13 protein-coding genes are annotated in these 13123 nt (G+C 43.2%); all 13 read right to left on the bottom strand.

Translation table 11 applies throughout. From position 1 onward, the window contains the following. Nucleotides 1-442 precede the first annotated feature (442 nt). Nucleotides 443-1939 carry a lysine--tRNA ligase gene (lysS, locus tag DET59_RS18460; protein WP_181778234.1) on the bottom strand — a complete coding sequence of 499 codons (1497 nt, stop codon included), beginning with the start codon at nucleotides 1937-1939 and terminating at the stop codon, nucleotides 443-445. Nucleotides 1940-2258: 319 nt separating this feature from the next. Further along, the gene (locus DET59_RS18455) at nucleotides 2259-2483 is read right to left on the bottom strand and encodes a helix-turn-helix domain-containing protein (RefSeq protein WP_113971070.1); all 225 of its coding nucleotides are present in this window, start codon (nucleotides 2481-2483) and stop codon (nucleotides 2259-2261) included. Then, the gene (gene folK, locus DET59_RS18450; RefSeq protein ID WP_113971063.1) at nucleotides 2435-2959 is read right to left on the bottom strand and encodes a 2-amino-4-hydroxy-6-hydroxymethyldihydropteridine diphosphokinase; all 525 of its coding nucleotides are present in this window, start codon (nucleotides 2957-2959) and stop codon (nucleotides 2435-2437) included. The genes DET59_RS18455 and folK overlap by 49 nt, the downstream gene beginning before the upstream one ends. Before the next feature lies 1 nt (nucleotide 2960). Further along, complete coding sequence (gene folB / locus DET59_RS18445) at nucleotides 2961-3320, bottom strand: dihydroneopterin aldolase (protein WP_113971062.1); 360 nt, start codon at nucleotides 3318-3320, stop codon at nucleotides 2961-2963. After that, nucleotides 3313-4134 carry a dihydropteroate synthase gene (folP, locus tag DET59_RS18440; RefSeq protein ID WP_113971061.1) on the bottom strand — a complete coding sequence of 274 codons (822 nt, stop codon included), beginning with the start codon at nucleotides 4132-4134 and terminating at the stop codon, nucleotides 3313-3315. The genes folB and folP overlap by 8 nt, the downstream gene beginning before the upstream one ends. A 16-nt stretch (nucleotides 4135-4150) precedes the next feature. Further along, nucleotides 4151-5008 (bottom strand): aminodeoxychorismate lyase, encoded by an 858-nt coding sequence (gene pabC, locus DET59_RS18435; RefSeq protein WP_113971060.1) that lies wholly within the window; start codon nucleotides 5006-5008, stop codon nucleotides 4151-4153. Continuing rightward, a complete protein-coding gene (gene pabA / locus DET59_RS18430; RefSeq protein ID WP_113971059.1) occupies nucleotides 5009-5596 on the bottom strand; it encodes an aminodeoxychorismate/anthranilate synthase component II in 588 nt (195 codons plus the stop codon). After that, nucleotides 5593-6996 (bottom strand): aminodeoxychorismate synthase, component I, encoded by a 1404-nt coding sequence (gene pabB, locus DET59_RS18425; protein ID WP_113971058.1) that lies wholly within the window; start codon nucleotides 6994-6996, stop codon nucleotides 5593-5595. Before pabB ends, pabA begins: the two co-directional genes overlap by 4 nt. Nucleotides 6997-7200: 204 nt before the next feature. Next, on the bottom strand, nucleotides 7201-8130 hold the full coding sequence (cysK, locus tag DET59_RS18420) for a cysteine synthase A (protein WP_113971057.1): 930 nt from the start codon (nucleotides 8128-8130) through the stop codon (nucleotides 7201-7203). Between the two features lie 276 nt (nucleotides 8131-8406). Further along, entirely contained in the window at nucleotides 8407-9285 is an 879-nt protein-coding gene (locus tag DET59_RS18415) for a peptidyl-prolyl cis-trans isomerase (protein WP_181778233.1), read from the bottom strand. Nucleotides 9286-9310: 25 nt separating this feature from the next. Further along, complete coding sequence (gene hslO, locus DET59_RS18410; RefSeq protein ID WP_113971055.1) at nucleotides 9311-10192, bottom strand: Hsp33 family molecular chaperone HslO; 882 nt, start codon at nucleotides 10190-10192, stop codon at nucleotides 9311-9313. A 19-nt stretch (nucleotides 10193-10211) separates the two neighbouring features. Next, nucleotides 10212-10979, bottom strand: coding sequence for a type III pantothenate kinase (locus DET59_RS18405; RefSeq protein ID WP_172655809.1), 768 nt, complete (start codon nucleotides 10977-10979; stop codon nucleotides 10212-10214). Nucleotides 10980-11138: 159 nt separating this feature from the next. Continuing rightward, nucleotides 11139-13100, bottom strand: coding sequence for an ATP-dependent zinc metalloprotease FtsH (gene ftsH, locus DET59_RS18400; RefSeq protein ID WP_113971054.1), 1962 nt, complete (start codon nucleotides 13098-13100; stop codon nucleotides 11139-11141). Nucleotides 13101-13123 lie beyond the last annotated feature (23 nt).

The following is a 13123-nucleotide window of genomic DNA, read 5'->3' as shown; positions in this document are numbered from 1 at the left end:
TCCGATAAAAGTTTGAATAGCTCTTTAAAAATAAATCTAGAATTAACGTTGACGTATTGTCTTGTTTTGTTCAGTTTTCAAGGTTCAATGTGTAACACTTCTGTTTGAAGCGACCCTTTAAATATTACATTATCAACTCGTTCAAGTCAATAACTTTTTTTAAAAAGTTTTTATTAAGTTCGTCGCCTTTTTGCGGCAACAGATAATACTATACCACCTTCCAAATATGGGCGCAAGAGTTTTTTCAAATCTTTTTTACCACATAATAATTATAAGACAAAAGGCATCCGTTTCGTTCTTTTTACCGTAATCCTATAGTGTAAATATGATGACTATAGACCTAAACAGCGCTTTTACATCATTATTCTCTACCCATCATTCATTAAATTTCAAAAAAAAGACAGCAGGAGCGTTCTAGCCCCTGCTGTTCTTTGACATACGATTAATCACGATGACGCATTAATGGGAAGAGTAAAACGTCCCGAATAGATGGAGAGTTGGTTAACAGCATAACAAGTCTGTCGATACCGATACCAAGACCACCTGTTGGCGGCATACCATATTCAAGAGCCTCGATGAAATCATTATCCATCATGTGGGCTTCGTCGTTTCCTTCTTCTCTTTCTTTCAATTGCGCTTCAAAACGTTCTCTTTGATCGATTGGGTCATTAAGCTCCGTGAAGGCATTCGCATGTTCACGGCCTACGATGAATAACTCAAAGCGGTCTGTGAATCGCGGATCTTCATCATTTTTCTTGGCAAGTGGAGAAATTTCCACCGGGTGACCATAGATGAATGTAGGCTGGATAAGTTTGTCTTCCACTTTTTGTTCGAAGAATTCATTTAACACATGGCCGTATTGCATATTGTCTTTGATTTCGATGCCGTGTTCTTTCGCAAGGGCACGTGCTTCTTCATCGGACATTTCTTTCCAGAAATCCACACCCGTCTGTTCTTTAACCGCGTCCACCATATGAAGACGAGTCCACTGTGGCTCAAGATTTATTTCATAGTCTGCATACTGAACCGTAGTAGAGCCGAATACTTCCTTCGCAATATGAGCAACAAGATTTTCAGTAAGAGCCATGATATCTCGGTAATCTGCGTATGCTTCATAAAGCTCGATCATCGTGAATTCCGGGTTATGTCTTGTAGACACACCTTCGTTGCGGAATACACGGCCGATTTCGTATACTTTCTCAAGTCCACCGACAATCAGGCGCTTTAAGTGTAGCTCGATTGCGATACGCATGAATAACGGCATATCGAGGGCGTTATGATGTGTATTGAATGGACGGGCAGATGCTCCCCCTGCGATGGCATGCATCATCGGTGTTTCTACTTCTAAGTAACCGTTGTTGTCCAGGTATCTTCTCATCGATTGGATGATCCGACTGCGGGCGATGAACGTCTCTTTGCTCTCCTGGCTCGTAATCAGATCCAGGTAACGCTGACGGTAGCGCTGCTCAACGTCTTTTAAACCATGGAACTTTTCAGGAAGCGGGCGCAGCGCTTTCGTTAGAAGGTGGAATTCTTTCGCTTTTACTGAAAGCTCTCCTACCTTCGTTTTGAATATTGTACCTGTAACCCCTACGATATCTCCAAGGTCTGCTGTATTGAATAGTTCGTATGATTCTTCACCAATGGCATCTTTACGCACATAGATTTGGACTTGTCCGGCTAAGTCCTGCAGGTGGGCGAATCCCGCTTTCCCTTTTCCACGCTTTGTCATGATACGACCTGCGATGGTTACTGCAATGTCTTTCTCTTCTAGTTCTTCTTTAGAAAATTCATCGAATTGAGATTTGATCTCGGATGAACTGTGGGTACGATCATAGCGTTTACCGAATGGATCCATTCCTTTATCACGGATCGATTCCATTTTTTCGCGTCTGACTCGAAGCTGGTCATTGATTTCTTCGTGACTCATGTGTTTCACTCCTATTCTATCTACTTGCTTTACTAGACTAATACGATTATATACCATACTATTTTACACAATATCTATGTTTGTAACACCCCTAAAGTATGAGTTATTTCAGAAACGTACTTTAGTGCGTGAAAACATATTGAAAAAAATCTAAAAAAGGCCGCTCCAACTTTGTGACCATGTCACGGATTGGTTCCAGCCTTTTCTAGGATAACATAAAAGGATATACAGGTGAATCAACCGGCATTCGCTTGGCTATACTGCCTCAAGCAAAGCCCTTACCCCCTAATTCGTTTCCTATCTATATATAACTCGACTATATTGACATTCACTCACTACGTTCATAATCATCCTGCGGCATCAGATCGTGCAGCGGGATGTTCAGCACTTCTGCAACGTTCACTAAGAAATCTTCTTTTGGTATTCGACTGCCTCTTTCAACTTCTCCAAGGACGGAAACGGAGATGGCTAATTCCTTAGCTAATCCTTCCTGTGTATATCCTTTTAGTTTTCTGAATGCACGAATGCGTCTTCCCCATTTATCTGTTTCCATAACCGAACTCCTTCTTTGTCAGGTATTTCGTCCAGAAATTCAACGAACGGGGCATTAAAAGATGGATGCTCGAAACGTGGAGCAACCTCTAATAACGGGATTAACACAAATGCTCTTTCTTGCATCCTTGGGTGAGGAATGAGAAGGTTCTCTGACTCAATCGTTTCGTGATTATAGAGTAAAATGTCAAGGTCTATTATTCGAGGACCCCATTTGAACTCCCTTTCTCTACCAAGGTCGATTTCCACCTGCAAGCACTGATGTAATAGAGTTTCTGGACTTAAACTGGTACGAATTTCGATGACCATATTCAAAAATTTACCTTGTTCTGTAAATCCTACCGGGTCTGTTTCATACAGAGAGGATCGTTTCGTTACCTCTATCTTACCATGACTGCCTAAGATGTTTATGGCTTTTTCTAAATAACCCGCCCTGTCTCCCATATTGGAACCAAGGGAAATATATGCAGTATTCATCCTATCGACTCCTATTAATCTCCACCGCCACCGATTGGTAATGTCCAGGAATAGGTGGATCAGGCTTGATTAGTGTAATTTTACAGCTCTCTACGACTTGGAATGTTTCTAAGATCCGGGAAGAGATGTCTTCAGCGACCGCTTCGACTAAATTCTTCGGTTCTCCCTCAACAACAGTTTTGGTGATGGAATAGATCTCCGCATAGTTTACCGAGTCCTCAAGCCGATCACTTTGACCGGACTTCCTTAAATCTAAATGCAACTCTACACTAACACGAAAACGTTGTCCAAGTTTGTTTTCTTCCTGGAATACACCGTGATAGCCGTAAAACTCCATTTCATTCAATAGAATCTTATCCATACATTTTCTCCTTTCCAACGAGGGCATCCATCATTTTAGCCATGCGGGCCATTTCCTTTACGTCATGAACACGTACGATATGACACCCTTTTTGAATCCCGTAGCAAACCGTCGCTCCCGTGCCTTCCATCCGTTCTTCTACGGGCAGATCCAGGACATGTCCGATTATAGACTTTCGTGACGTCCCCAGGAGCACAGGATATCCCAGTGAAACAAGAACATCCAAGTTTCTCATCATCTCTATGTTTAATTGTACTGTTTTGGCAAACCCGATTCCAGGATCCAGGATGATTTGGTCGTCTTTCACCCCTGCTTCTTTTACCAGGAAGATGCTTTCCTGCAGATCTTGTATCGCATCCCGAACGAAGTGGTTGTACTCCTGGTTATCCCGGTTATGCATGAGAATGATCGGGGCACCCGTTTCCGCCGCTGCTTGTGCCATTTCAGGATCTTTTTTCGCACCCCATACATCATTAATGATGCTTGCTCCCGCTTCCAAAGCTTTACGGGCCGTCTCTGCCTTATACGTGTCGATGGAGATTGGTACGTTCACTTCCTGGGAAATTGCCTCTATAATCGGTACGACTCGTGAAATTTCTTCTTCAGCAGCTACGATTTGGTGCCCAGGCCGAGTGGACTCTCCACCTATATCTATAATGTCTGCCCCCATTTCAACCATTTCCTTCGCACGCTCTACAGCCCGGTCCAATTCATTGAACGAACCACCGTCCGAGAATGAATCAGGTGTGATATTCAAAATCCCCATAATAAGGGTTTTCTCTGAAAAATTAAGTTCGTATTTTCCGCACTTCATTGCACGACTCCCCCTGCTATAATTCCTCTATTGAATTCAAGTGGCCTGTGTATTGGCTGTATCGTTCGTGTAACAGACCGGTATACACTCCGTTGCGACCAGGAAAACTCATAGAGTCGATTCTGTTTACCGGTATGATTTCCTGCACAGAGTTTGTGAAAAAAACTTCATCCGCTCCCAGTAATCGCTCTTGTTCGAACAACCCTACCCGAACCCCCATTTGCATTCGATCTGCCAGGGCAAGGATGAACTGACGTGTTATCCCGTTTAAGAGCCCGGTCTCTACAGCTGGTGTATACAATTCTGCGTCTTTTACCCAGAAAAGATTGGACGTTATTCCTTCACAGAGATGACCTTCCTTTGTAAGAAATATCCCTTCCCGTTGAGGAGATGGCCCAATTTCCCGTTTAGCCGCCATATTGTTCAGGTAATGATGAGACTTCAAACGTTCACCGGTCTCCGGTGTGTTTCTTCTTAACTGAAGCAACACACCTTCTTTTTCCTTTAATGGCAGAGAAGGAGGCAATTCTTTTTGAAAAAGGATCACCGTCGCATCTTCATAGGGAGCCGTTTGTAAACCTATCTCACCTTCCCCACCGGAAACGTTGAACCGGCAATAGGCATCTTTCAAGCCATTTTTATCTAAAAGCGTTCTGATTGCGTTCCTGATCTTTTCTTCATCCAGGTCCGCTGCAATATTCAATTCCTTCAATCCATGAGAAAGCCTCTTTAAGTGATCCTTTAGCAAAAACGGATGACCATCATACGTCCGAAAGGTTTCAAACACGCCCAATCCATATAAATATCCGTGATCGAATGGGGAAATGACAGCCTCTGATGCATGAACGATTTCACCGTTAAGATATAGGTACATTTATAAAACCATCTCGATTTTTTTATAAGTCGTTAGAAAGTTAAGGAGGAGCTGTTTCCCTTGTTCCGTCATGATGGATTCAGGATGGAACTGCACCCCTTCGATCGGCAGCTGTTTATGACGGATCGCCATGATCTCCCCTTCTTTCGTTTCGGCTGAAATGTCAAAGCATCCAGGAAGGGTTTCTCTTTTGACAATCAGGGAATGGTATCTTGTTGCCTCGAAAGGATTGGGCATGTCTTTGAAAATGGTTTTCCCATCATGGAGCATGGGTGAGACCTTTCCGTGCATTAACCGTTCCGCACGAACAACATCGCCTCCGAACACCTGGGCAATCGATTGGTGACCCAGGCAAACGCCGAAAATCGGAATCTTCCCGGCAAAGGTTCTGATCGCCTCCAGACTCACACCCGCTTCGTTCGGACTGCACGGTCCTGGAGAGATCATCAGGTAATCCGGAGACAATGCCTCAATCTCATCTATTGTAATCTCGTCATTACGTTTCACGATCAGCTCCTCCCCCAGCTCTCCTAAAAATTGCACAAGGTTATAGGTGAATGAATCGTAGTTATCAATCATGAGAATCATAGGGTTTCTCCTTCCGCCCTGGCTTTCGCTACCCAAAGGGCTTTGGCTTTCTTCAAGGATTCTTTGTATTCGTACTTAGGATTGGAATCAATCACGACTCCCGCTCCCGCTTGAATATGGGCTTTACCTTCTTTCACAAGCATCGTCCTGATGACGATATTCAATTCCATATCTCCATTGACGCCAATCCAGCCAATGGACCCTGTGTAAATCCCTCTTCTAACCGGCTCGAGTTCTTCAATGATTTCCATCGTCCTCACCTTAGGGGCTCCCGTAATGGTTCCACCGGGAAAGACAGATCGGATTAGATCCGCTCCCGTTTTAGTTTCATCTAGTGTTCCTCTTACATTTGAAACAATGTGCATGACGTGGGAGTATTTTTCAATGACCATAAACTCATTCACTTCAACTGTCCCGTATTGGCAAACCCTGCCCAGGTCATTTCGTTCCAGGTCCACAAGCATCACGTGCTCTGCTCTTTCTTTTTCATTATTGATCAGCTCAAGAGCAAGTTTCTCATCCTCTTCAGCATCTTTCCCCCGGGAGCGTGTGCCTGCGATCGGCCTTGTACTTACTTCGGTCCCTTTTTTCTTTACCAGCAGTTCCGGTGACGCGGAGACAATTTGAAAGTCCGGGCTTTGAATATAACTCATATAAGGGGAGGGATTTAATTCCCTAAGCTTTTTATAAACCGTGTAGGGCTCAGCCTTTAATTCTTGAGATTGTCGGACAGATAAATTCACCTGAAAGACATCACCCTGGGAGATATAAGATTGGATCTTCTTCACAGCCCCTGAGAATTCCTCTTCATCCATCGATACTTCGATGCCTGCTGTCTCATGTTTCACAGGATCCTTCTCATATTCTTTTATTGAAGACAAGGCATTTGTCCAAGAGGAAGTCCATTTTGATAGCTTATTCTCGGCTGATTCCGTTTCCCCATCAGAAAGAATCATCGTCCACAAACTATTTTCCTGATGATCGAAGACCACCCATTCCTCCAGATAATAGAAATAAAGGTCCGGAATCTCCAGGTCATCTCGCCCCAGAGCGGGAAGTCTCTCAATCTTCCTTGCATAATCATAACTAAGAAACCCAATTACGCCCCCTTGGAAATCAGGGAGATCCTCTCTTCTTTTCGTCCGAAGGGGATTCATCCATTTTTCCATTTGAATCAATGGGTCCCCATTTACCGTTTTAACCCCTGAAGAGTCTTGTATGCGCAACCCTTCCGGAACACTTTGTAAAATGACGTCAGGTTGTAGTCCAGCAACGCTATATCGTCCACCTCGTCCACTTTCTAACAATATATGATGTGATTGATGTTGACTAAGTTGTTCGTATGCTGCAAAAAATTGTTCTTTGGTTGAATGGTTTTTATGAAAATATAGGTGCTGCACTGACCCTTCACACTCCTATTTTTTATCTACTTTCATGATACATGAACTTCGGGAAGGTTTCATCGTTAAAAACTTGAAATTTATGTGAGGGGGATGGTGGAGAATGGATTGATTTAGATGGGGACTTTCACTACGAAATGTCCAATAGACCACACAAAAAAACGGATCCTGAAGAGTTCAACCTTCAGGATCCGGCACTTTTAATCATTCTTCATCAAATTGGTAAAGAGGAGTACTTAAATAGCGTTCGCCGTTACTTGGGATGATGGCAAGAACTTTCTTACCTTTCCCTAACTTCTTCGCTACTTCAATAGCTGCATAGATGGCCGCTCCTGAAGAAATCCCACCCAGGATCCCTTCCTCTTTAGCCGCTCTTCTTGCATAGTCGAAGGCCGAATCCTTGTCAACTTGAATGACATGGTTATATACCTCTGTGTCTAAAATATCAGGGATGAATCCGGCACCGATTCCCTGGATTTTATGAGGACCAGGCTTTCCTCCCGATAATACCGGTGAATCTGACGGTTCCACGGCATATAGCTCGATTGATGGGTAATGCTTCTTCAGCACTTCCCCGGCGCCAGTAATCGTACCCCCTGTTCCAATCCCTGAAATGAATGCATCCAGTTGATCGCCCATTTGCTCGACGATCTCAGGTCCGGTTGTTTCTCGATGAACTTTAGGGTTGGCTTCATTCTTGAATTGCTGAGGCATGAAGTGGCCTTTTTCTTTCGCTAACTCTTCAGCTTTGCGAATGGCCCCTCCCATCCCTTCAGCTCCTGGTGTTAATACTAATTCTGCGCCGTACGCACGTAACAGGTTGCGTCTTTCCATACTCATTGTGTCAGGCATGACCAGTAACGCACGGTATCCTTTTGCGGCAGCTACCATCGCTAAACCAATACCCGTATTTCCACTCGTCGGCTCAACAATCGTATCCCCGGGTTTAATCACACCTTCTTCTTCCCCTGCTTCAATCATCGCTAATGCGATACGATCCTTTACAGAGCTTCCAGGGTTCATATATTCTAATTTCAAGTAAACATCTGCACTATTTTCATCTACTAATCGATTCAGTTTTACCACTGGAGTCTGACCTATTAATTCCGAAATTGAATTGGCTACTCTCACCATTCATTCATCACTCCTAATTCCAAGTAAATTTGTTGGTTTTATAAAAATGTAACAATATTCAATAAGTTTGTCAATTAAAAAGCATGCACACTGTTCACCCCAAAAATTTCTGGTTGGAGGTGTATCATCGATGCCTCATGCTCTCTTTCTTCTGGTCTGATGTGACCCATTGCCTCTACCCTTGGTTATATGTATGCATATTTCATTTATCCTATGTTTCGTAAAAAAGTGTCTCTCTATGTAAAAGAAGCTGACCTTTTAAAAGGCCAGCCCCTTCTAATTCTGTTTTCCGTAAAACCAGTCCACTTCAACCTCTTCCCAAAAGGACTCGGGCTGCAGAGGCGTCTCTACTTGCTCTAAAGCAATTTGTCTTCGAATTTGAGATTTTACGTCTTTGAACGAAAAATGTCTTTCTTTCAAAACATCGTCTACATAATAAATAACGTACTCTGAATCCTCTCGAATCGGTTTTGTCCATTCACCTGGTGAGAGAGACTCTATTTCTTCTGACGCTTCTGAAGATAGGAAATCCCCATCCAGAGGAACATACCCAATGTCTCCTCCTAAATGAGCACTTTGCTCATCGCTTGAACGCTCCATGGCCAATGCTTCAAAGTCCGAGCCAGCCTCGAGTTCTTCCAGTGCTTGCGCGGCTTCTGATTGATCAGCTACCTTCAACTGCTTCAGCTTATACATTTTAGAAATAGAGTACAAATGCTCGTTTTGATTATAGAAGCTCTTCAACTCTTTTTCAGGTACTTGGACATCCTTCGTGAGGAGCTCCTCTAATAACAATTCAGACCTGATTTGAGTCTTTAGTGAATCTTCATCTTCAAGATTTTCTTCATCGTAGGCATTATAAACAGATTGTATAAAATAATATTCCTGTTCTACTTCTTTATCTGAAACAGAGATATCATATTTCTTCGCTAAATGATCGATCACTTTTTGATTGACCAGGGCCTTCAGCTCTTCCTTGCCATGCTTTTGCTCAAGTGAATACAACCAGTCCTCCCGGGTAATCGACTCTCCGCCAACCGTCGCCACGACTTCGGGGGTACCACTTACCGAAGAGCGATTCCACACGAGTGTAATGATGTTGGTAACAAGTAGTACCCCAACCATAACGATGAGTACAGACCGTTTAATTCTCATTTCTCCCATTCTCCCTGAATCTGATTTACTGCTTCGTGTTTGCTTTCAGTTCTTCTAATTCTTCTTTAGAAAATACATACGTTTCATTACAGAAGTGACAGCTTGCTTCTGCACTTCCATCTTCATCGATCATTTCTTGTATCTCCTGCTCCCCGAGGCTAATGATGGCATTTGAAAAACGTTCTTTATTACACTGACACTTAAATGCCACCGGAAGCGTTTCAAGTACTTTGACTTCCCCTTTTCCAAGTACTTCTTCTAATACCTCTTCAGGTGTGAGTCCCTTTTCGATTAATTTAGAGATCGGAGGGATTTTAGCTAAGCGTTCCTCAATCTTCGTAATCGTTTCATCATCCGTTCCGGGCATTAGCTGCAGGATAAATCCGCCTGCTGCAAGAATGGAATTGTCAGGGTTCACTAACACACCTACCCCTACAGAAGAAGGTACCTGTTCTGAAGTGACGAAATAATACGTGAAGTCTTCTCCAAGTTCTCCTGAAACAATCGGAACCTGACCGGAGAAATGATCCCTCATGCCGATATCTTTTACAATGGATAACGTCCCGGTTGTACCAACTGCACGACGGACATCAAGCTTCCCTTGTTCGTTTAAATCGAAGTGTACATGCGGATTGGTCACATAACCCCTGACCTCCCCTTTTGCATTGCTATCTACAAGAATGGCGCCGATCGGGCCTCCACCCTCAACTTTGATCGTTAATTTATTTTCCCCTTTTAACATAGCCCCCATCATCACTCCGGCACTAATGCTTCTGCCTAGTGCTGCTGACGCAGTTGGCCATGTTCCATGTCTTCTTTGTGCTTCTCCTACTGTATCCGTGCTCTTTACTGCATAAGCACGTACTTGGCCATTATAGGCTAATGCTTTTACTATATAGTCGCTCATGGTTGAAGCTCCTTTCACTTTAGTTCATGTTTCTCTTGTAGATTAATTTTAATCCTTTTAATGTCAAGAAAGGATCTACGACGTCAATGCTGTTGGATTCTTTCGAAATCAATGTCGCTAATCCTCCCGTTGCAATGACGGTTGGTTCCTTCTTACTTTGTGCTTTCATTCTTTGAACGATACCTTCTACTTGTCCAACATAACCATAGAGAATACCTGCTTGCATAGCCGTTACGGTATTCTTTCCGATGATATGTTCAGGACGGGCAATTTCAATTCTTGGCAATTTTGCCGCCTTCGAATACAGGGCTTCCGTTGAAATGCCTATACCAGGGGCGATCGCTCCCCCCATATATTGTCTTTCCTCATTGATATAGCAATACGTCGTCGCTGTACCGAAATCGACAATAATGAGAGGACCACCATATTCGTGAATACCAGCGACAGCATTTACGATTCGATCCGCTCCGACTTCCCTTGGATTTTCATATTTGATATTTAAACCGGTTTTAATACCAGGTCCAACGACGAGCGGAGTAATATTAAAATACTTCTCACACATACGTTCCAAACTAAACATAATTGGAGGGACAACGGAGGAAATGATGATTCCGTCAATCTCGTCAAACGTCAGCTTCACATGCTCAAACAGATTCTTCACAAGCATCCCAAACTCATCTTCCGTTTTATGTCGATTCGTTTCAGCTCTCCAATGATATTTTAAATGGTCATTTTCATACACACCAAACACAATATTGGTATTCCCTACATCCATTACAAAAATCAATATCCTCACCTACTAAGCCAATTGTTTTCACACTGCCAACATCATACCATAATTTATTTTAAATAGGTATAAAAGCGCAAGGGCTTTGAAAGAGGCGACAAGCATATGATTCAGTAATCAAAAAAAGGATGCACCCATAAATGGATGCATCCTTCAATATTACGTGCGATCTGATTTAGAATCGTCTTCTTTTGAAGCCGTGTCTTCTTCGATCACAGTTTCTTCATTTTTCTTTTGGATATTTACTTTCACGTCGCTATTTTCCTGGTCGGATTCATAGGTACGTTCCGGTAGTTTACCGTGATCCATTAAATGCTTGATTTGTGCCGCATCTAATGTTTCGATGTCTAATAATGTTTTCGCAATGAGTTCAAGCTTGTCACGATTCTCAGTAAGAATTCGCTTCGCTCTCTCATAGCTCTCTTTAATTAGACGCTGCATTTCCAAGTCAATTTCGTATGCTATGGCATCTGAATAGTTTTGCTCACTATTGATGTCGCGTCCCAAGAACACTTGACCACCTTGAGATTGACCGAACTGAAGTGGTCCAAGCTTTTCACTCATACCGTATTCAGTGACCATTTTACGGGCGATTCCAGTAGCACGTTGGAAGTCATTGTGAGCACCGGTTGATACATCACCGAAGATGATTTCCTCTGCTACACGACCACCAAGTAAACCGGTAATCTTATCAAGAAGCTCAGGCTTCGTCATAAAGTAACGATCTTCTTTCGGAAGCATAACAGCATATCCGCCTGCTTGCCCACGAGGAACGATGGTCACCTTATGTACCATGTCTGCTTCATCAAGGACTAATCCGATAACGGTGTGACCCGCTTCGTGGAAAGCCACGATTTTACGTTCTTTTTCAGATATGACTTTGCTCTTCTTAGCAGGACCTGCAATGACACGGTCTGTTGCTTCATCAATATCGCGCATATCGATTTTCTTCTTATCCTCACGGGCTGCTACAAGAGCTGCTTCGTTCAGAAGGTTTTCTAAATCGGCTCCAGAGAAGCCTGGTGTTCTCATCGCAATCGCTTTTAGATCCACTGAATCATCAAGCGGTTTATTATGAGAATGCACTTTAAGAACCGCTTCACGTCCTCTAAGGTCGGGACGATCTACTGTAATTTGACGGTCGAAACGTCCTGGACGTAACAATGCAGGATCCAGAATGTCTGGTCGGTTTGTTGCAGCGACGATGATAATACCTTCGTTAGCGCCAAAACCGTCCATTTCAACTAGTAACTGGTTAAGGGTTTGTTCACGCTCATCGTGACCTCCACCTAAACCTGCTCCACGTTGACGACCGACTGCATCAATCTCATCAATGAAAATGATACAAGGTGCATTCTTCTTCGCATTTTCGAATAAATCACGTACACGAGATGCACCGACACCGACAAACATTTCAACGAAGTCGGAACCACTGATTGAGAAGAAAGGAACTCCTGCTTCTCCAGCCACTGCTCGTGCAAGTAAGGTTTTACCTGTACCTGGAGGTCCTACCAGAAGGACACCCTTTGGAATGCGGGCACCCACTTCAGAGAATTTGCGTGGATCCTTTAAGAATTCCACTACCTCTACAAGCTCTTGCTTCTCTTCATCTGCTCCCGCTACATCTTTAAAGCGAACTTTCTTCTTCTCTTCGCTGTATAGCTTTGCTTTACTTTTCCCAAAGTTCATGACACGGCTTCCGCCGCCTTGAGCTTGGTTAAGTAAGAAGAAGAACAGAATAAAGATTATGACGAATGGAATGATCGTTGTAAAGAAAGATACCCAGCCGCTTGTTTCTTTGGCTTGCAATACTTCCACATCAATTCCTTGCTCTGATGCTGCCGCATTGATTTTCTCCATTAACTTTCCATCTGTAGTAAGGACATAGGTTAAGAAGTACTCTCCTTCTTTAGCCCCTTCCATCTGTCCTTTTACTTCATAAACGCCCCTGCCAGGCTGAATTGAAAAAGAAGAAACGTCTCCGTCTTCAAGGTTATTAATAAACGTACTGTACTCGATATTTTTGGTTGGCTCGTTGTTGTTACTGAAATAACTCACCACACCTATAATCACTAAAAAGACCAGTAAATAGAATATGGTGTTTCGAAAGATCCGGTTCATCCCTTACCTCCTCCCACGGTAAA

Origin of the sequence: Rossellomorea aquimaris, assembly GCF_003315075.1 — a bacterium.
Classification (GTDB): Bacteria; Bacillota; Bacilli; order Bacillales; family Bacillaceae_B; genus Rossellomorea; species Rossellomorea aquimaris_C.
The sequence above is the reverse complement of the archived record's forward strand: the minus strand, read 5'-3'. Positions and strand labels throughout refer to the sequence as shown.

Excerpts from the sequence above, each read along its gene's own strand:
- DET59_RS18455 (WP_113971070.1), bottom strand. The coding sequence starts at position 2,483 with ATGGAAACAGATAAATGGGGAAGACGCATTCGTGCATTCAGAAAACTA.
- folK (WP_113971063.1), bottom strand. The coding sequence starts at position 2,959 with ATGAATACTGCATATATTTCCCTTGGTTCCAATATGGGAGACAGGGCG.
- folB (WP_113971062.1), bottom strand. The coding sequence starts at position 3,320 with ATGGATAAGATTCTATTGAATGAAATGGAGTTTTACGGCTATCACGGT.
- folP (WP_113971061.1), bottom strand. The coding sequence starts at position 4,134 with ATGAAGTGCGGAAAATACGAACTTAATTTTTCAGAGAAAACCCTTATT.
- pabC (WP_113971060.1), bottom strand. The coding sequence starts at position 5,008 with ATGTACCTATATCTTAACGGTGAAATCGTTCATGCATCAGAGGCTGTC.
- pabA (WP_113971059.1), bottom strand. The coding sequence starts at position 5,596 with ATGATTCTCATGATTGATAACTACGATTCATTCACCTATAACCTTGTG.
- cysK (WP_113971057.1), bottom strand. The coding sequence starts at position 8,130 with ATGGTGAGAGTAGCCAATTCAATTTCGGAATTAATAGGTCAGACTCCA.
- DET59_RS18415 (WP_181778233.1), bottom strand. The coding sequence starts at position 9,285 with ATGAGAATTAAACGGTCTGTACTCATCGTTATGGTTGGGGTACTACTT.
- hslO (WP_113971055.1), bottom strand. The coding sequence starts at position 10,192 with ATGAGCGACTATATAGTAAAAGCATTAGCCTATAATGGCCAAGTACGT.
- ftsH (WP_113971054.1), bottom strand. The coding sequence starts at position 13,100 with ATGAACCGGATCTTTCGAAACACCATATTCTATTTACTGGTCTTTTTA.